The sequence below is a fragment of the Idiomarina sp. genome, from assembly GCF_048265525.1.
Lineage (GTDB): Bacteria > Pseudomonadota > Gammaproteobacteria > Enterobacterales > Alteromonadaceae > Idiomarina.
Genome location: NZ_JBLXBI010000006.1, coordinates 164,285 through 184,189 on the forward strand (window position 1 = coordinate 164,285; position 19,905 = coordinate 184,189).

The 19,905-nt window shown below is 48.9% G+C and carries 17 protein-coding genes; 11 read left to right on the plus strand and 6 right to left on the minus strand.

The window, feature by feature from the left end:
* Positions 1–56 precede the first annotated feature (56 nt).
* On the plus strand, positions 57–1,373 hold the full coding sequence (locus tag ACN0TF_RS12540; protein WP_417442203.1) for an OapA family protein: 1,317 nt from the start codon (positions 57–59) through the stop codon (positions 1,371–1,373).
* Positions 1,373–2,482: an anhydro-N-acetylmuramic acid kinase gene (locus tag ACN0TF_RS12545; protein ID WP_417442204.1), complete on the plus strand. Its 1,110-nt coding sequence runs from the start codon at positions 1,373–1,375 to the stop codon at positions 2,480–2,482. Before ACN0TF_RS12540 ends, ACN0TF_RS12545 begins: the two co-directional genes overlap by 1 nt.
* A gap of 5 nt (positions 2,483–2,487) precedes the next feature.
* Here the strand turns inward: ACN0TF_RS12545 and pepQ are convergent, their stop codons facing one another.
* The 3 genes from pepQ to ACN0TF_RS12560 all read right to left on the minus strand — a co-directional run bounded on the left by pepQ (position 2,488) and on the right by ACN0TF_RS12560 (position 5,039).
* Positions 2,488–3,804, minus strand: coding sequence for a Xaa-Pro dipeptidase (gene pepQ, locus ACN0TF_RS12550; protein ID WP_417442205.1), 1,317 nt, complete (start codon positions 3,802–3,804; stop codon positions 2,488–2,490).
* Between the two features lie 81 nt (positions 3,805–3,885).
* Entirely contained in the window at positions 3,886–4,236 is a 351-nt protein-coding gene (gene erpA, locus ACN0TF_RS12555) for an iron-sulfur cluster insertion protein ErpA (protein ID WP_011235467.1), read from the minus strand.
* 56 nt (positions 4,237–4,292) lie between these two features.
* Complete coding sequence (locus ACN0TF_RS12560; protein ID WP_034822037.1) at positions 4,293–5,039, minus strand: DUF6776 family protein; 747 nt, start codon at positions 5,037–5,039, stop codon at positions 4,293–4,295.
* 96 nt (positions 5,040–5,135) lie between these two features.
* Between ACN0TF_RS12560 and ACN0TF_RS12565 the strand changes: the two genes are divergently transcribed.
* The 4 genes from ACN0TF_RS12565 (at position 5,136) to hemL (ending at position 9,641) form a co-directional block, all read left to right on the plus strand.
* Complete coding sequence (locus tag ACN0TF_RS12565; RefSeq protein WP_417442206.1) at positions 5,136–6,830, plus strand: chloride channel protein; 1,695 nt, start codon at positions 5,136–5,138, stop codon at positions 6,828–6,830.
* Positions 6,827–7,258 (plus strand): protoporphyrinogen oxidase HemJ, encoded by a 432-nt coding sequence (gene hemJ, locus ACN0TF_RS12570; RefSeq protein WP_417442207.1) that lies wholly within the window; start codon positions 6,827–6,829, stop codon positions 7,256–7,258. Before ACN0TF_RS12565 ends, hemJ begins: the two co-directional genes overlap by 4 nt.
* A gap of 70 nt (positions 7,259–7,328) precedes the next feature.
* On the plus strand, positions 7,329–8,342 hold the full coding sequence (locus ACN0TF_RS12575; protein WP_417442208.1) for an aspartate carbamoyltransferase: 1,014 nt from the start codon (positions 7,329–7,331) through the stop codon (positions 8,340–8,342).
* Between the two features lie 15 nt (positions 8,343–8,357).
* Complete coding sequence (gene hemL / locus ACN0TF_RS12580; RefSeq protein WP_417442209.1) at positions 8,358–9,641, plus strand: glutamate-1-semialdehyde 2,1-aminomutase; 1,284 nt, start codon at positions 8,358–8,360, stop codon at positions 9,639–9,641.
* A gap of 37 nt (positions 9,642–9,678) precedes the next feature.
* Here the strand turns inward: hemL and mrcB are convergent, their stop codons facing one another.
* Genes mrcB through pepB form a run of 3 tightly spaced genes read right to left on the minus strand, consistent with a single transcriptional unit; the run spans position 9,679 to position 15,713 of the window.
* Entirely contained in the window at positions 9,679–11,946 is a 2,268-nt protein-coding gene (mrcB, locus tag ACN0TF_RS12585) for a penicillin-binding protein 1B (RefSeq protein WP_417442210.1), read from the minus strand.
* Positions 11,946–14,408: an ATP-dependent helicase HrpB gene (gene hrpB / locus ACN0TF_RS12590; protein ID WP_417442211.1), complete on the minus strand. Its 2,463-nt coding sequence runs from the start codon at positions 14,406–14,408 to the stop codon at positions 11,946–11,948. Before hrpB ends, mrcB begins: the two co-directional genes overlap by 1 nt.
* A 6-nt stretch (positions 14,409–14,414) precedes the next feature.
* Positions 14,415–15,713, minus strand: coding sequence for an aminopeptidase PepB (gene pepB / locus ACN0TF_RS12595; protein WP_417442212.1), 1,299 nt, complete (start codon positions 15,711–15,713; stop codon positions 14,415–14,417).
* Between the two features lie 56 nt (positions 15,714–15,769).
* Between pepB and sfsA the strand changes: the two genes are divergently transcribed.
* From sfsA to folK, 5 genes are all read left to right on the plus strand, one after another.
* Positions 15,770–16,474: a DNA/RNA nuclease SfsA gene (gene sfsA, locus ACN0TF_RS12600; RefSeq protein WP_417442213.1), complete on the plus strand. Its 705-nt coding sequence runs from the start codon at positions 15,770–15,772 to the stop codon at positions 16,472–16,474.
* 143 nt (positions 16,475–16,617) lie between these two features.
* Positions 16,618–17,070 (plus strand): RNA polymerase-binding protein DksA, encoded by a 453-nt coding sequence (dksA, locus tag ACN0TF_RS12605; protein WP_011235477.1) that lies wholly within the window; start codon positions 16,618–16,620, stop codon positions 17,068–17,070.
* 6 nt (positions 17,071–17,076) lie between these two features.
* Positions 17,077–17,928, plus strand: a complete 852-nt coding sequence (gluQRS, locus tag ACN0TF_RS12610; protein ID WP_417442214.1) for a tRNA glutamyl-Q(34) synthetase GluQRS — start codon at positions 17,077–17,079, stop codon at positions 17,926–17,928.
* Between the two features lie 150 nt (positions 17,929–18,078).
* A complete protein-coding gene (pcnB, locus tag ACN0TF_RS12615; protein WP_417442232.1) occupies positions 18,079–19,398 on the plus strand; it encodes a polynucleotide adenylyltransferase PcnB in 1,320 nt (439 codons plus the stop codon).
* Positions 19,385–19,891, plus strand: a complete 507-nt coding sequence (gene folK / locus ACN0TF_RS12620; protein ID WP_417442215.1) for a 2-amino-4-hydroxy-6-hydroxymethyldihydropteridine diphosphokinase — start codon at positions 19,385–19,387, stop codon at positions 19,889–19,891. Before pcnB ends, folK begins: the two co-directional genes overlap by 14 nt.
* Positions 19,892–19,905: the final 14 nt, after the last annotated feature.

Genomic DNA, 19,905 nt, shown 5'->3' on the forward strand with positions numbered 1-19,905 from the left:
TTGCTGACAAATGTTTACTGGATAATCACAATAAAGAAAGTGAAGTGCGCTAAAATATGACATTAAAATCTGTCACCAAAATTCAGCGGATGTTCCTGCAACTTCCGCACTCTCATAAAATTCTGATCAGTGCGATCAGCGTTGCCCTATTGCTATTACTAATCATTCCGTCGGAACCTGCTACGGCATCTAAGAACAGTACTTCAGCAGAGCAGTTAATGCCGGGCAAACGATACCAGCTGGATTTAGCTTTTGAACAATCCAGTTCAGATGAAAACTCCGAAAACTCAGAACTGACCTGGCAGACCTATCAGGTTAAGTCGGGTGACAGCTTAGCAAAAATATTCAGCAAAGTAGGCTTTAGTGCTCAGCAGCTTTATCGTGTAACCGAATCCGGTGATGACGCGAAGTACCTGCGTAAAGTCCACCCCGGTGATTTGCTTCGCTTTGCGACCGACAGTGACGATAATCTAGTGCAGCTAGCGCACCAGATAAACGATACCGAGACGCTTATTATTACTCGCCAGAACGACAACTTTGTTGCTGAAATAGAAACTAAAGAAGTTGAAGTTCGCACAGAGTTTACTCATGCCGTTATTGACTCCAGCTTCTGGAATGCCGGTATCGACTCAGGTCTGACTGACAACCAAATTATGCGCATTGCCGATATTTTTGGTTGGGATATCGACTTTGCTTTAGACCTGCGTAAAAACGACGAGTTTAGCGTACTTTATGAAACGCACTATGTAGACGGTGAATTTGTTGGCTATGGCAAAATTTTAGCGGCAGAGTTTGTAAACCGGGATGAGAACTTCCAGGCCATTCTTCACGACAATGGACAATATTACACGCCGAACGGTCGCGCCATGCGCAAGACCTTCCTGCGTTCACCGGTTAACTTTACTTACATAAGTTCAAGCTTTAATCCTCGTCGCCTGCACCCTGTTACGGGCCGGGTACGCCCGCACAACGGTATAGATTACGCAGCGTCGACCGGTACGCCAGTGATGTCTTCCGGCGACGGTAAAGTTGTTTCCGCGGGCTATAGCTCGTTAAACGGCAACTTTATTTTTGTTCAGCACGGCGAACGCTATGTGACTAAGTATTTGCACCTTAGCCGTAAGCACGTAAAAAATGGTGACCGTGTTAAACAGGGTCAGGTTATTGGCCGTGTCGGTGCTACAGGTCGGGTAACGGGTCCACACTTACACTACGAATTCCTCGTAGACGGTGTACATCGTAACCCTCGTACAGTGGAATTGCCGGAAGCTAAGTCGCTGGGCGAATCAGAATTGCCTTCGTTCCGCCAACACGCGGATCAGGTAATGGCCATACTAAACGACAACAGACGCGTTTACCTGGCGATGCAGTAATGTTTCAGCGTTATATTGGACTGATGTCGGGCACCAGTATGGATGCGGTTGACGCGGCATTGGTCCAGATAGACGCGCAAGGCACACTTAAACTTGAAGCTCATCACTCTTTGTCTTTCCTCCCGGAACTCCGCGCTGGCTTACTGACTTTAAGTCATACAGATACCTGGCAGGCAGATGAGCTGGCCAGCTTAGATATCGCTTTTTCCGAGCTTTGTGCCAAAGTGGTACATCAACTCCTTGAACAAGCGGATATAACAGCAAAAGAAGTTATCGCCATTGCCAGTCACGGGCAAACTGTTCGACACAAACCCAATTCAATACCAGCCTACACCTGTCAAATTGGCGACCCTACACGGTTGGCTTTGGGTACGGGCATTGATGTTATTTACGATTTCCGTCGCAAAGACATTGCCGCAGGTGGCCAGGGTGCGCCATTGGTTCCGGCTTTTCATAAGCAAGTTTTTGCTCGCGAGAATCAAAGCATTGCAGTGATTAATTTAGGTGGTATTGCCAATGTCACCTGGCTTAGTCATAACGGCAACATACTGGGCTTTGATACAGGGCCTGCCAACACTCTGCTCGACCAATGGGTTCAGCATAATGACTCAAGTAAAAGCTTCGATGAAAACGCTCAGTTTGCGAGTGCAGGCAAACTTCAGCCTGACCTGCTAAAGCGTTTATTGCAGCATCCGTTTTTTGCTAAGCCAGCTCCCAAAAGTACAGGTCGCGAGGAGTTCAACTTAAAATGGCTGCAACAACAATTGGTCGGGCAGGATATATCCCCGGCTGATGTACAGCGCACTTTGACCGAACTTACCGCTATTAGCATCAAAGATGCACTGACAACCCTGCCACAACAACCCGATACGGCTTATTTTTGTGGTGGAGGCACCCGAAATCCATTATTGATGGAGCGCTTAACTAAGCTCTTAGCGCCGATTCAATGCGATACTACAGCGAGTTTAGGCGTTGACCCGCAATGGGTTGAGGCAATCGCTTTTGCCTGGTTAGGCTGGTGTTTCGAGCATAAAAAACCGGGTAACCAGCCTGAAGTTACAGGAGCCAGTCACCCGGTGGTTTTAGGGGCTAAAGTCCTACATCAATAGCCGCGTTATTCAGCACCCAGCTCTTTAAAGGAGTCCCGGGTCAGGTTTTCGTTACCATCAGTTCCAACGACAATACTGTCTTCAATACGCACACCGCCGTATGGACGTAGCTCATCAACTTTCTCCCAGTTAATATCTGCACTGTCTTTGTGCTCTTCCAGTAGCTGATCTACAACATATAAGCCCGGCTCAATAGTGAAGACGTGGCCAACTTCAATGTCTCGTAGTAAGCGTAAGAACGGATGACGCTCACTGCGCTCGTAGCTGTTGCCTTTGTCATCTTTCAAGAAACCGCCAACATCATGTACCTGCAAACCGATAAAGTGACCTAACCCGTGCGGCATAAAGGCACTGGTGTAACCTTTGTCGTAAATGCTTTGCGCATCACCTTTAATAAACTCAAAGTCACTTAAAATTTGCGCGACTTTCAGATGCATCGACACATGCAGGTCGTAATAGCTCACACCGGGCTTAATCTCGCTCAAGAGCTCTTGCTGAGCTTTATCCATTGCTTCAACCAAGTCCGCATAGAAACCCTCTTCATAAGCGTATGAGCGGGTTATATCAGAGCAATAACCGCGGTAACGTGCGCCAGCATCAATTAAGAACGAACGAATTTGCTTAGGCGGAACAGTGTCGTATACGTCGTAATGCAAAATTGCCGAATGGCTGTTCAATGCAACAATGCTGTTGTAAGGCACCTGTGACTCACGAAAGTCGATAGCACTCAGGTAAGCATGGTGTATTTCCAGCTCACTTTTACCGGCAAAAAAAGCTTCTTTTGCTGCAACATGGGCTTTTGCCGCTAAGCGGTTGGCTTCGCGCAAATTGTCCACTTCCCATTCCGTTTTTATTGAGCGGTGGAAATGCAGATGATCAATCAATGCCTGTGGGTTGCGAGCTTTCACTTTCCAATCACTGACTGGTTGAGCGAAGTCTTCACCAATAAAAACGGACTGCTCTAAGTCGCTGCCTAAGTCTTCAGTCAGCATGCTTAAGTCGTCGATAATTTTTAAATCAACGTGCTGCTGCCATTCTTCCTCCGGCACATTAACTGGGGCATGCCAGAAGTCCCTAGCCTGAAATAAATAAACCGTAGGACGTTGGCTACCCTTGCGATAAAAAATAGCACTTTTGGGGCTTTCTGTGACCGGAACCCAATATTTAAATAGCGGATTAACCCGGTACGGCGGCGCGTTATCATCGAGAAAATCGACTCGTGGCTGGCCCGAGTAAACCAGTACCGATTCAAAATTGTTGTCCTCTAACGCTTTATCAAAGCGGCTACAAACTGTCTTGATGTGTTCTGCGTACGCGCTCATAAAAAAACCTCACAAAAAATTGTGAGGTTATTCTAGCGGAAAAGTCGAAAAATTTCAGCTGTTCCCGGGGGAAGCTAAAGCCTAAACGGAAAAGCTGGAGCCACAACCACAGGTTGTTGTGGCATTAGGATTGTCGACAAAAAAGCGAGAGCCCTGCAGCCCTTCTTCGTAGCTGACCACGCCACCCATTAAATACTGTAAACTCATTGGATCAACCAGCAGGGTGACGCCGTTTTTTTCTATTTCCATATCACCCGGGTTTTTCTTTTCATCAAAGGTAAAGCCATATTGGAAGCCCGAACAACCGCCTCCGGTTACGTAAACACGCAACTTCAAATTTGGGTTTTCTTCTTCAGCAATCAGCTTACCCACTTTGCTTGCCGCTTGTTCAGTGAACTCAATCGGCATTGCCTGCTCTGCTGCACTGCTCATGATTTCTCTACCTTGGTTGAACTCTATTGCTATTTTCTCTTACCTGAGTATTTTGGTCAAGTATCGCCGTCACTACGCACACCGGGGTTAGCATCTCCCCGGCTAATTTCTTTCCAGAAAAACGTTCGATCCAGCGTGCCGTTACCACCTTTGGTAATTCTGACTTTCACCTCTACCCGCTCAGGAGCCAGTCCTTCCGGCATAAAGAAGTCGCCCTCGTACAAGGAAAAATAGCGCATAGAAAAACTGCGATCGTCTTGCGCTATATTAGCAAGTTTCAGTAAGTCATAACGCTTTTTCTTGCCATCGATACGGCCAACCAGCTCAACAGTAACATTTCCCTGAACAAAGTTGCGACGCTGCTCAATTTGTAAAACCGCCAGAGAGAAATGGAAATGGTTTTCCGAACGATTCTGAGTAACGGTTAAGGAGTCTATAGTAACGCCGCTTTCCTGTAGCTCCGGCGCCATAATCTTCTGATAAAATGCTAAGTCACGACGCAAACCATAGTTATCATTTTGTAACGCACCCAACTCGTCCTGCAAACTTTGGTTAGCCGAACGCTCAATATCTAACTCAACTTGCAGCACATGGCGTTGATACTCCATCTGCTCAAGTCGCTGATAAAGCTCTTCAAGTTGCTGCGACTGCTTCGAAACTTCTTCTTTTAATGCCTTTGCGTGCCACACTCCAGCTAAGTAGGCCAGGTAAACAACCAAAACAGCAACACAGATCAACAACACAAATACCGGGAAGGATCCCCAGCGTTGTTGCCAGTATTTCAGGTTAAAATAGGGCTTCATAACTTCCAGCTCATTTCCATCAAGCGTTTATGCTGATATGTTATTGATAAATATGCAAGCGCCATCCCACGGTTTAAGGTAAGGATCTTATTTTAAATGGCCTCTAACTCGGTACTCCGACAACAATTGCGCAAACAGCTGGCGATGCCATCGACCACTATCGCCATTTGTTTAATGGGACTAGCCGGCGGTATTCTCGCCGCTCTTATGATTGCCGGGTTTCGTTTTGCAATAGAGCAAGGCGCTTATCTTGTCGGGAATAACAGCTACTGGCAACAGCCTTTACCAACTACTTACCGCTTTTTACTACCTATTATTGCCGCCGCCATTGTTTATGTTTTGTTTCGGCTGTCGGGCTCTAAACACGTACGCATGGGTATTCCCTACGTTATTCATCGTATGAAGCAGCACTACGGCATGCTTCCCTGGCGCAGTACCATAAACCAGTTCTTTGGTGGAACAATTGCGCTGGTTGCCGGTTTCAGTGTTGGCCGCGAAGGGCCAGCCGTTCATTTAGGTGCTGCAGCAGCTACCTGGCTTGGCTTCCATTTCGACGCACCCAAAAACGCTATACGAACCCTTGCCGCCTGTGGTATCGCCGCAGCTATCGCTGCCTCTTTTAACACGCCGTTGGCGGCTATGGTTCTGGTGATGGAAGTAGTACTGCGGGAATACAAGGTTCACGTTTTTATACCGGTTATGCTGTCGGCGGTGGCTGGTTCGCTAATTACCGAAGAAATTTTTGGTGTCGCTTCTGAGCTGGCCGTGCTCTCAGCCCAGGATATCCCGACCACACAGTTGCCCTGGGTGATGCTGCTGGGCGTTGTACTGGGCTTTGTCGGAGTATTATTCAAAAAGCTCATGCTGGATGTCATGGAAACCGTACAAGACATGTCATTGCTTACTCGCTTGCTCTTTGCCGGGCTTATAACGGCAATGCTGGCCGTCATCATTCCCAGCAGTTTAGGTCCGGGGCTTACAGCTATTGAGCAGGTAATGAATCATCAGGGTGAAATGTCGCTGCTGACCACCCTACTTATAGCGAAGCTTTTTGCCTCAGCTATTGCTTTGGGCATGGGTATACCCGGCGGTTTAATTGGCGCCGTATTTGGTATCGGGGCTATTATTGCAGCGGTATTTGTCGGCGCAGTTAACGGGCTGGATATTCAACAGCCATTGTCTTTCGACAGTTTCATTCTATTGGGAATGGCTGGTATTTTAGCGGCCTGTATTCACGCTCCAATGGCAGCCCTGCTCGCAATTGTCGAGTTGTCACGCAGTGTGGAAATTATTATTCCCGCTATGTTAGTGATTGTTCCTGCTTACTTGATATCAAGTCAGTTACTGAAGTCAAAGTCCATTTTCATCTCCCAGCTAGAGCTGCAGGGTTTGCCTTACCAGTTGGCTCCGGTGCATGTCGCATTGCAGAAAACCGGTGTTGAAAACGTGATGGAAACAGATTTCAAATTGCTGCTTGAGCCCACTCAGAACGAACTGGTTGATTCACTTGAATCCGCGCAGGCAAAAACCGTTATTGTCATGTCAGTCGATGAAGATAATCAGGCACTTTATCGTCTGGTGACTTATGATATCAACGCCGGTGACAGTCCCAGCCTGAGCTACACTCCTATTAAGGGAATTCGGGTCACATCGACTCTGGCCGAAGTGTATGATGAAATTGGTGCCCAACGCCGCGGTGCCGTGTACGTCTATGAAACCGATGACGGCCAGCCCTGTGGCATTGTGACCTGGGAAATAGTCCGTAAAGCCTTACAGAGAGAACTCGCATGACATGGATACTATGGGTTAAAGCCCTGCACATTGCTTTTATGGTTGCCTGGTTTGCCGGCATTTTCTACCTACCACGTTTGTTCGTTTATCACGCAATGAACGCCAAGCCAGCCGTAGACGAGCAACTTTGCATAATGGAAAGACGCTTACTCTACTTCGTCACCCCCTTCGCCATCCTTACGCTCATTTTCGGTGTCGTACTTATTTTTGCCTATGGTTCAGCCTGGTTTGCCGCCAGTGGCTGGATGCACACTAAACTGGTACTGGTGTTACTACTTTTTGCGTATCACGGTTACTGTTTCAAACTATTGAAGGACTTTAAAACCGGCTCCAACCGCCGCAGCCACCGGTTTTACCGAGTGTTTAATGAGCTCCCGGTACTGGCACTTTTCGCTATTATCATTTTAGCGGTAGTTAAGCCTTATTAGATTCTCTTGTGCCGCATGATTTGCTATAGTGTGCGCCCAGTGACATTCTGCGGCAGAGGCGCACCCAAAGATGAATTTCACCGGCTCCAACATTCTTTCTGTAAATCAGTTCAATCGCGACAGCATTGACTACATATTCTCCGTTGCGGACAAGATGCAACCTTACGCCCGGCGTAAAACACGCACTCGAGTTCTTGACGGCGCTATCCTTGGTAATCTTTTCTTCGAACCTTCAACTCGTACCCGGGTAAGCTTCGGCACGGCGTTCAACCTGTTAGGGGGCGAAGTCCGCGAAACTACCGGTATGGAAAGTTCGGCCATTGCAAAGGGCGAATCGCTTTACGATACCGCCCGCGTATTAAGCAGCTACAGCGACGTTATTGCCATGCGCCACCCCAAGTCGGGCTCAGTAAGAGAGTTTTCTGAAGGCAGCCGGGTACCGGTCATTAATGGCGGTGACGGAGCGAACGAGCACCCTACTCAAGCATTGCTGGACCTTTACACCATCCAGAAAGAACTGGCGTACCATAAGCAGAGCATTGATAACATGCACATTTGCATGATTGGCGATTTGAAATACGGGCGTACCGTGCATTCGCTGTCCACTCTGCTCTCTATGTACAAAAACATTAAATTCACTTTAATTTCGCCACGTGAACTTTCCATGCCAGATTCCGTATTAGATACGCTGGCAAATGCAGGCCATCGTGTAACGGTTACAGAAAAAGTCGACGGTATTGTCGATGCTGACATTGTTTATCAAACCCGCATACAGCAAGAACGCTTTGCAAGTCCGGAAGACGCTGATCAATATCGCGGTAAGTTTCGTTTAAACCAGGCTATTTACACAAAACACTACAAACCCAACACGGTCATCATGCATCCTTTGCCGCGAGATTCGCGCGCCGAAGCGAATGAACTGGATAACGACTTAAACCAAAACCCCAACCTGGCTATTTTCCGTCAGGCTGACAACGGAGTGCTAATTCGTATGGCTCTGTTTGCATTAACACTTGGAGTCGTTGACCAAGTTGATAAACACCAATGTGATGTCATCTGGTACAGCGAAAAAAGCCAACAGTAAAGAGGTAGTTACGACATGAGTCGCTCAGAAGAATTATATACTCAGGCACAAATCAGTATTCCCGGTGGCGTTAACTCGCCGGTCCGGGCGTTTAATGGCGTTGGTGGTAGTCCCATCTTCTTTGAGCGTGCTGAAGGCGCTTACATGGTGGATGCCGACGGCAAACGTTATATCGATTACGTCGGCTCATGGGGCCCCATGATTTTGGGACATAACCACCCGGCAGTGTTAGAAGCCACTTTGCAGGCAGCCAAGCGAGGCCTGAGCTTCGGTACACCAACGGAAGTTGAAATCACCATGGCGGAGACTATTCGCAAAATAGTCCCTTCTATTGAAAAAGTACGCATGGTGAACTCCGGCACCGAAGCCACTATGACGGCCATTCGTCTGGCACGCGGCTACACCGGCCGGGATAAAATTCTGAAGTTTGAAGGTAACTACCACGGCCACGCCGACTCCTTGCTGGTTAAAGCTGGTTCAGGCGCTTTGACTCTGGGCGTTCCTAACTCCCCCGGCATTCCGGAAGACTTTGCGAAACATACCTTAACCGCAACTTACAACGATATTGAATCAGTGAAACAAATTTTCGCTGAAATGGGCGATGAAATTGCCTGCATTATTGTTGAGCCGGTAGCCGGTAACATGAACTGCATTCCACCAGTTGAAGGCTTTTTGGAAGGCTTACGCAGCATTTGTGACGACCACGGTTCAGTTCTGATTTTTGACGAAGTTATGACCGGCTTCCGTGTAGCTCCGGGCGGCGCTCAGGATCGTTACAAGATTAAACCTGACCTCACTACTTTGGGTAAAGTCATTGGCGGTGGCATGCCGGTTGGCGCTTTCGGCGGCAAAAAAGAAGTCATGGACTACATTGCTCCGGTTGGCCCTGTGTATCAAGCAGGAACTTTATCGGGTAATCCGGTCGCCATGGCCGCCGGCTTAGCCGCGTTACAGCAATTATCTACCCCTGGGCTTTACGATCAGCTTTACCAACGCGTTGACACGCTGCTGGACGGTTTGCAAGAACGCGCTGACAAGGCTGGTGTACCAATGACAACGAACCGTGCCGGTTCTATGTTTGGTTTCTTCTTTACCGAAGAGCCCGAAGTAACCACTTACGCTCAGGCTACACAGTGTAATATGGAACACTTTAAGACATTCTATCACGCCATGTTAGAGCAAGGCGTGTATCTTGCGCCATCGGCCTTTGAAGGTGGCTTTATGTCGGCAGCGCACAGTGAAGAAGACATTCAAAACACTCTGGATGCCGCTGAAAAAGCCTTTGCTAAGTTAGTCTAGCTCTGCAGCTATAGCGCCTGGCCTCGGTCTGGGCGCTTTAGCCACCAAATAAACGTTCCCACCAGCTTTTCTCGCGGATGTTGCCTTCACAGGTAATATCCTCGGGAAGCCTGATTTCCTCAGCCGGTAATTTCCGCCCATTGTTACAGTCTTCAGGAATTCGCTGTCCCGTTGTCGGGTGAAAATTTTGCATTTGCAGAGGTTCTGGCACATCTAAAGCCATGCTCAGCGGCGGTAAGTAGTCATAAAAGTCCGCCACAACTTTGAGAGCCCCGCTACTGCCGGTTAAGCCAACCGGTTGATTATCGTCACGGCCTAACCAGACCGTAACCACGTGCTCACCATCTACTGCCACAAACCAGCTGTCACGATAATCATTCGTTGTACCTGTTTTGCCACCGACTACCTGGCCGGCTAAAGCACTCTGCAACCGGCTTGCGGTTCCCTCAGCGACCACTCCACGTAAACCATAACGAGTCAGATAAGACACGTTTTTATCGAAAACTTCTTCGGTTTCAGGTGCTTCACGCCTATAAAGCACCTCACCCTGATGTGTGGTGATAGACGAAACCGCAGCCAAAGGCTGATAACGACCATCATTCATAAGCGCGCTGTACATTCGTGTCACCGCCACAGGCGACAGCGATGCTGAGCCTAAAGTCAGCGACGGGTAAGCTTGTAGTGGCGTTGTCACTCCTAACTCACGTAAGTAACTCACTAATTGGTCTATGCCCACTTCCATGCCTACCCGAACGGCCGGTAAGTTGCGCGACTGAACCAAGGCATCGTACAACAGCAAACTACCATCAAACTCTTTATCGTAGTTTTGCGGCTTCCATTCTTTTCCCTTTTTGTCAGATAACGTAATGGGTTCATCTGCAACCGGCGTATGCAGACCAACGTCTGAATCCTGCATCGCGGCGGCATAAATAATGGGCTTCATTAATGAGCCTATTGGTCGCAGTGCTAACAACGCTCGGTTATAACCTATAGCCTGACTTAAGCGGTCACCAGCCAGAGCGCTAATCGTGCCGTTGCGGTAATCAGCAACTACCATTGCGCCTTCTAACTTTTCATCTTCGCCGTCAGCCATAAGCTGTTGTGCTAACGAGCGCTGCACTGCATTTTGTGCATCCACCTGCAAATGCGTGAAGATTTTCAGTCCGGTTTCCTGCCAGTCTTCCGGCAGAATAATGCGCTTCATCTCACGCCGCACTAAGTCCATATAATGGGGGTACGGGTGCTCAACCAGGCGACGACTTTCTTTAACATCAAGCTCCTGCTCAACCGCCGCAACGTAATTATCTTTACCGAGCAGGTCCTGCTCAAACATGACTTTAAGCACGGTGTCCCTGCGGCTGCGGGCGCGCTCCGGGAAACGTCTTGGGTCGTAATAAGAAGGACCTTTTATCATTCCCACCATTAAAGCAATTTCGCTGGGGTTCAGTTCCTGTACCTGCTTACCAAAATAAAACTGACTGGCAAGTCCTATACCGTGAATGGCATTGCTTCCGTCCTGCCCAAAATACACTTCGTTCAGGTAGGTCTCTAATATGGTGTTTTTATCAAACCGGTAATCGATAACCAAAGACATCATGGCTTCGTGAAACTTGCGCCACAACGTCTGGTCTCTGCTCAGGTAAATATTTTTAACCAACTGCTGAGTAAGAGTAGAGCCGCCCTGAACCGTCCTGCCCGCTTTTAAGTTAGCAGCTAAAGCCCGCAGAATAGACCATGGAGATACCCCCTGATGATGATAGAACTCTCTGTCTTCAACTTTTAATAAGGTTTCAATGAGTAAGTTAGGCACGACTTCCAGCCCCACTAACAAACGATCTTCTTTACTTAAGGTGCTAATGCGGCCTATCAGTTCGGGTTCCAGACGAAAGCTTTCCAGCTCTCTGCCACTGGGCCAGCTCTTTATAGACTCAATACGGTCGCCGTGAAAGTTGATTTGCACTCTTTGCGCCATCTGCGGCCCATCGGAAAAGTCGAAAGGCCGTCTGTGCACCATGACATTGTTTTTACCCACCGAATAGTAACCCGACTGCTCGGTATTACTATTACGCTGATAACCCACCCGCTCCAGAACGTCGACTAAACGCTGCAAACGCATAGGGTGATTCTTTACCAGCGTCACTTCCCCCGCATAGACTAAAGCCGGTGCCTGATAACGCTTGTTGCTAAAATGGCGGGATAAACTGGCATCCAGATAAATGGCATAAAGCCCAATGACGGCGATAAGTACCAGCCCTATCTTAAAGCTTGTCCAGAATAGGTATTGAAACCATCGACTTTTTATCACTACTGCTGCCTTTTGGTTTTAAACGTTGCGGTTGCATTCAGAGGGTCTTCGGGCCACGGATGCTTAGGATAGCGACCACGCATTTCTTTGCGCACGTCGGCGTAAGCATTTTGCCAGAAACTCGCGAGATCATTGGTTCGCTGCAACAGACGCCCGGCCGGCGACAGAAGATCAACGGTCACAACTTGTCGATTATCGATAATTTTAGGCGACTCAGAGACACCAAACATTTCCTGTAATTTGACCTCAACCCGGGGGTTGTCGTCCAGATAATTTATAAACACTTTACGTTCTGTCGGAGTTTGCCACCATTCAGGACAGGCCGTATTAAGACGTTGCTGTTCTGAGTAGTCGAGAAAATAACACAAAGCTTCGTATGGATCCCACTGCTGCAATTGCTTTAGCGACCGAATATTCGTCCAGTATGGCGCAGCCCAGCGCTCCAGATCATTGAGTAATCCTGCATCGCTCATGTCGTAAGCGCCCAGCTCTCCGGCTTGTTGCAGCCAATAGACCCTGCGTTGCAGCTGTTTCGCGCGTTGACTCCAGTTGAGTTTATCCAGTCCTTTATCGCGCAACCACAGGCAGAAGGCTTCGGCTTTTTGTTCATTGGAAACCTGTCCACTATTAGTAGTCTGGCTGAGTACCAGGGAGCCCAGTTGAGTACGAGTTATTTGTCGCAGTTGTTGCTGCTCACCTACCCATTCAGCTGTTTGCAAGGTCTGCAAAGGAATGCCTGCTTCTTTCAGTAACGCCTGGGCACCGTCCACAGGTAACAGGCAGCGACTGCGGCCTATCGTGTCTTGCTCATGAAAGGTGACATCAAAAATAATTGCCCAGGCTGGCTGCTTAAGGCGACTGCTGTCGCCACTGACCCGACCACCACAAGCCAGTTGAAAGTCACCTCGGCTGACATCGTACTTTGCAACTCGGTCGGGGTAACCCTGCAGTAAGGCGACGGCAAGTCCTTCTGCACTGGCTTCTGCGGTTTCTGCAGCTTCTTTCAGCCCAAAATGGTTTAACCAATAGCGCCAGCGTTGTTGCCACAAAGGCGCCTGGTTTCGTTGTTGATAATGCTGCTGGGTACGTTCAGACAGATCGACTGATTTTATGCTAGTTTGCGGCTCTTCCAGTGTCGCCAGAACACGAGCCATAGCGGCTTGCTGCTCGTTCTTCAGCATTTTGGCTGCATCCGCCACCAGTAAAATTCTGGGATCAAAACCGCCGGACTCCAGCTGACGGGCTTTTGCGGTTAACTGCCCCTGCCTTATTAAGCCGGTACTGGCTAAAAAATCGGTCGCCGCGGCACAATGCCCCGGGTCAGGCTGAGAAAACCAGGCCAGTTGGCTCACCTCACTGCCCCAGCGCAACACATCCAGTACCAGTGCTGATAAATCCTGAGTGGCAACGTCCGGAGGCGCATAATCGGCAAAGCCATGCTCGTCGGAGCGCGCCCACAAACGAAAACATTGCCCCGCCTGCTGACGACCCGCACGCCCGGCACGCTGTGTTGCTGAAGCTTTAGCAATACGTTGCGTCGTTAACTGGCTTAATCCGTATTGAGGCAGGTACTGAGCCCGGCGCTCGCGACCACTGTCGACAACCACATCAATACCGTCCAGAGTTAAGCTGGTTTCGGCAATATTAGTTGCCAGAATAATGCGTTTTTCGTCCGATGCTTTTAATACTTGCCGCTGTTGCTGCAAGGGGATACGCCCATGCAGGGGTAAGATGAGTGTGCCCGGCGGCATTCGCTGACTCAGTTCAGTCGCAATCTTTTGTATTTCATAAACGCCCGGCAGGAAAACCAGAACACCTTTTTCAGCAGCAGCAAAGGCTTCGACAACCACTTTGGGTAATTCAGCCAGCCATTGAGTAACATGAGATGCTGGGCGATAGTGATACTCAACCGGATAACTGCGGCCTTCGCTGCGCAAAACCTGCACCTGATCACAGTAATTCTCTAGCCAGAGTTTCAGATTTTCTGCGGGCAAGGTGGCCGACATAATCAGCAGGTTTAAATCCGGACGCAATGGCAGGGCATCAATCACCAGCGCCAGACTTAAGTCACTGTGCAAATTGCGTTCGTGGAATTCATCGAAGATCAGCGTGCCAATGCCGCTAAGTTCAGGATCGTCCTGCAGCCACCGAACCAATACACCTTCCGTAATGATAAGTAACTTAGTTGCCTTACTGCGCTTGCTTTCGCCGCGCACCGTGTAGCCGACCTGCTCACCCACCGGTTCTCCCAACTGCTTAGCCAAATAATGAGCAATATTCAGCGCAGCAACACGCCGAGGCTGCAGCATGACAATAAGGCCGTCATCGGCAGTCCCCTGCTGCAACAGAAATAACGGAAGTTGTGTTGATTTGCCGGCACCGGGCGGTGCCTCAATAACGACACGTGCTGCCGGAAAGGCTTTCGCCAGCTCTGGCAGCACGCTCTCAATTGGCAAGGTCATGCCAAATTAATCACCTTGTACGGTTGCGGCTATGGTGCGCACACCGGCGGCGGTAGCGCCTGTCGCCCACATAGAGGTCGCCGATTTTTGGTAAGCGCCAGCTAAATCGAAGTGCAGCCAGCCTTTGCCGCTGTTCGGCGCAAAGCGCAGTAAAAAGCCTGCGGCGTTGCTTGCACCACCGGCACCACCGCCTTTTTGCGGACGGCTGTTTGCCGTATCAGCAAAAGCTGACGGACAGTTTTCACTATGCCATGGGGCTAAAGGTAAGCGCCACAATAGCTCATTTTCTTTATCCGCATTAGCCAATGCTTTAGTGGCAGCCACTTCATCCACACTAAACAGCGCGTTGTATTCATTACCAACCGCCATTTGCGCGGCGCCGGTCAGCGTTGCCGCATCAATAATCTGTTTCGCACCAAACTCACCCGCTGCCTGTAAGCCATCGGCCAGCACCAGACGACCTTCGGCATCGGTATTAACAACTTCAACCGTCAGGCCGTTTTTATAGCGAATAATGTCGCCTAATTTGTACGCGCGACCATCAATCATGTTTTCGGCACAGCAAAGAATGAGCTTCACGCGCTTGTTCAGACCCCGGCGTATTGCCAGCGACAATGCACCGGATACGGTAGCTGCACCACCCATGTCGCACTTCATAGCGAGCATGCCTTCGCTCGGCTTAATACTGTAACCACCACTGTCGTAGGTAATACCCTTACCTATTAACGCAGTTTCTACTGGCGCATTCTCATCGCCGGTTGGGTTGTAATCTAATACCAATAAGCCTGGTGCGTGCTGACTGGCACGACCTACGGTGTAAATTCCCATCCAGCCAGCATCTTTCAGCGCTTCGCCTTTTATAAATTCCGCACTGATGGCGTCTGGCGCCAAAGCCTTAAAGTGTTCGGTTACACGTTGCGCCAAACTTTCAGGGTAAATTTCTTCCGCTGACAAATTGGTCAGTTCACGGCTGAAACGAGTCGCTTCACGCATGGCATCAAGTTCTTTGACTGCAGGCTCGTCAGTTTTATTCCAGATAACCTGATTGGTCGACAAGGTTGAAGTAAAACCTTGTGACAACGCCCACTGACGCTCCAGGTTCCAGTCACTACCAGCAGCTTCAACGGTTACTGCTCCGGTGTTGTCCAGAGTCCGGCCTGCTTTCTGGATACGCCGCAAGTTTTCAGCTTCATCTTCAACTAAGATGATTTGTGCTTTGTTGTCACCAAAGACTAAGTTTGATTTTGGATTCCAATAACTTGCGGGGGCTTCCTGAGTTAAATAGATTGCGAGTGCGCTGGACATTCTGTACCTCTCCCGATAATTTGCTGTCTGTTTATACTAGAGTTATGAGGTCTCTGATGCAATTTAACAAGCCCCTGCGCCAGGGAGTTTTGCAAAAAAGATACAAACGTTTTCTCGCCGACATTGATTTTGGTGACAACGAAACGACGACAACCCACTGCCCTAATACCGGAGCCATGACCGGGTGTGCAGAACCCGGCTTTACAGCCTGGTGCAGTGTTTCCGATAACCCCAAACGTAAATACTCACTGACCTGGGAGCTCGCTCAGAATAACAACGGTGAAATGATTGTAGTCAATACACAGCACGCTAACCGCATGGCCGGAGAATTACTACAAACCAACCTTGTACCTGAATTGAGCCAGTGGCAAGAGCTGAAACCAGAGCAGCGCTACGGTAAGGAAAAAAGCCGCATCGACTGGTGGGGCGTAGACCAGAATAACTGTGAATGCTTTATTGAAGTGAAAAGTGTCACTTTAGCGGATGCGAGTCAGGGTTACTTTCCCGACGCCGTCAGCCAACGCGCTCATAAACACCTTAATGAACTGATGCAGGTTGTGGCCGATGGTCATCGCGCAGTGCAGCTTTACATGGTAATGCACGACGGTATTGAACAAGTTTCTCCTGCCGCGCATATTGATAGCCAGTATGCTGAGCTGTGTAAAAAAGCAGCGTCAGTCGGAGTCGAGTTTTATGCCGTAAAGTGCCGCGCGTCGACGAAAGAAATAAAACTGGAGAGACCAGTTCCCGTAAGCCTTTAAAACTCAATGCATTCACAATTTCACCGCAGAAATTTAATCCGAATGACATTGCCAACCGTAAACCTTTCTGGTATACGTAGCGTCCTTTTTTTAATGTACTGCTTTTTAAGCACTCTTTATATAGAGAATGTAGGAGATCCATGATGCCTCAAGGCAAGGATAAGAAAACCCATGGCATCCTGGCGATGGCCGGCCTGGAGCCGTATCAGGAGAAACAGGGCGAAGAGTACATGAACGATGCGCAACGTTCGCATTTTCGTCGTATTCTGGAAGAATGGCGTCGTCAATTACGTCAGGAAGTTGATCGCACCGTGCATCACATGAAAGACGAAGCAGCGAATTTTCCTGATCCGGTAGACCGCGCTGCGCAGGAAGAAGAGTTCAGTATCGAACTGCGTACACGTGACCGTGAGCGTAAGTTGATTAAGAAGATTGAAAAAACCTTACAAAAGATAGAAGAAGATGATTTTGGCTTTTGCGAATCGTGCGGTATTGAAATTGGTATCCGCCGCTTAGAAGCTCGCCCAACAGCTGACCAGTGCGTCGACTGTAAAACGCTGGCCGAGATGAAAGAGAAGCAAATGACCGGAGCCTAAAGGCTCATGTATCGTGGCCGTTTTGCACCAACACCTTCAGGGCCCTTACACCTGGGATCATTAGTAGCTGCCGTTGGTAGCTACTTAGATGCTAAAGCGCATAAAGGTGAATGGCTGGTTCGCATTGAAGATGTCGATAAACCGCGAGCTGTGCCCGGAGCGGCCGATACCATTTTAACTCAGTTGGAAGCCCATGGTTTAGAATGGGACGGTCCCGTTTTATACCAAAGCCAGCGTGATTCGGTTTACCAGCATCAGCTCAACCAGTTGGAAAACGCTCAACGTCTTTATCAATGCGACTGCAGTCGCCGGGCTATTCGTGCCCGCAGCGATCACTACGATGGCTACTGTCGTAACCGCCAGCCTCGTTCAACCCCTTACGCCCTGCGCTTCATTAATAATAACCCGGTTGATACATTTAATGACCGCGCGCACGGCTTATTAGAAGATCACTCAGCCTCAGTCACTGAAGACTTCGTACTTAAACGTCGCGACGGATTGTATGCTTACCAGCTGGCTGTGGTCGTTGATGATATTGAACAGGGAGTTACCGATATTGTACGTGGCAGCGACTTGATAACTCCAAGTTTCTGGCAGCTCACTTTATGGCAGTATTTCACCGGAAAGCAGCCGAGAATGATGCACTTACCTCTGATAATGAATGACGATGGACTCAAATTGAGTAAGCAAAACCATGCACCGTCAATTGAGTCCAGCCAGGCAAGTAATAACCTTTTCTCGGCGCTGGATTATCTGGGTATTAAGCCAGAACCGGAGCTGCGACAAAGCCCTGTCAGGGAAATATTGCGACAGGCGTTGCAAAGTTGGTGCAAAAAGTGGCATATAGCAGGTCGTTAACGGTACAATATGCAGACAACAACTGATTCTAAATAAAAACAATGGTAAGGGAGAACCACCATTATTAAGCGAATAAAAGCACTGGCAAAGCGCGCCTTTTCCAGTAAAACGGCAAAGCCTGAATCCAGCCGGTTACCTAAATTACAAGTTATCTCACGGGACAAACATCCAGTATCCCGCAGCGATATCAGTAAAAACGCAATAAAGGTTCTTTACCGCCTGCACAACAGTGGTTTTGAAGCCTATCTGGTTGGCGGCTGCATCCGCGATATTCTTCTGGGGCTTGAGCCAAAGGATTTTGATGTCACCACCAATGCCACACCAGAGCAAATTAAATCCCTATTTCGCAACTGTCGGCTAATTGGTCGTCGCTTCCGCCTTGCGCATGTGGTATTTGGCAAAGAAGTCATTGAAGTTGCTACTTTCCGCGGCCACCACGGCGACAGTCCGCAGGAAGAAAACAAGAAAAACCGCACGGCAGATCAGGACGAGCACGGTCAACTGGTTCGCGATAATGTCTACGGCAGCATAGAAGAAGACGCCGAGCGTCGTGACTTTACCGCCAATGCGCTGTATTACAATATCGCCGACTTCGCCATTTATGATTTTGCCAATGGCGTTGATGATATTAACGCCGGTATTTTACGGATGATTGGTGACCCGGAAGTACGCTACCGTGAAGATCCGGTGCGCATGCTGCGCGCCGTTCGCTTTGCCACAAAACTGAATATGCAGATGGATAATTCAGTCAGCGGCCCGCTAAAAGAACTTGCACCACTACTGATAAACATTCCACCGGCACGTTTGTTTGACGAATTCCTGAAAATGTTTATGTCGGGTAAAGCTGAAGCTAACTTCCTGATGATGAAAGATTTCGGACTGTTTCAGCAGTTATTCCCAATGCTGAAAGATTACGTCGCTGACGAACAAAGCCCGGCATATCAAATGATGCTGAAGGCTTTTAAAGACACCGACAGACGCATTGCAGAAGAACAGCGTGTTACTCCGGCCTATTTAATTGCTGTGTTGTTGTGGTGGCCGTTACAGGCTCGGCGCGAACAACTTGAGAACGAAGGTGGCCTGCCACCTATGGACGCATTAAACGTTGCCGCCGCTGATGTTATTCACAGACAGTCGCAACGCGTTTCATTACCCAAGCGATTCAGTCTGCCAGCCAGAGATATCTGGCAGTTACAGCGTCGCTTGAATATCACTAAAGGTGTGCGCGCTCAGAAAGTGCTTGAACATAAACGGTTCCGTGCGGCCTACGACTTTTTATTGTTACGCTCTTATGCGGAAAATAGCGATAAAAAATTAGCCGGGCTGGCAGAGCACTGGAGTAAAGCACAGGACAACCCGGCGCAATTAAAGTCCTCAAAGCCGGAAGCGGGATCAGGCCGACGCAAACCGCGCCGTCGTCGTGGTCCACGCCGTAAGCCTCAGGAAAATAAAGGTAATGACGCAACATAAAGCCTTTATTGCGCTGGGTAGTAACCTGGGTAAGCCGATAGACAATATTCTATCGGCTTTAAAGGCGCTGAATAATGATTCTCGCTGGCAATTATTAGCTTATTCCTCTCTTTACGGTAGCAAACCTATGGGCCCGCAAGACCAGCCCGATTACGTTAATGCAGTTTGTTCCGTAAGCACTAGCTTACCGGCGGCCGAGCTTTTGCAAGCCTTACACGATATAGAAGATGCTTTTGGTCGTAAACGAGTCAGGCATTGGGGCGAGCGCACGCTGGACCTTGACCTGCTGCTGTTTGATGAGCAGCAACATCAATCGGACTCTCTCAGGGTTCCTCACCCGGGCTTATATGAACGCAGCTTTGTACTTTATCCTCTGGTCGAAATAGCCGCCGACAAACTTTTGCCTAATGGCAATACCGCAAAACAACAAACAGAGACTCTTACCGAAGAGGGTCTGGACGTGCTAATCTGTCGATCTGATATAACCATCTAAAACTGCTGAAGGTG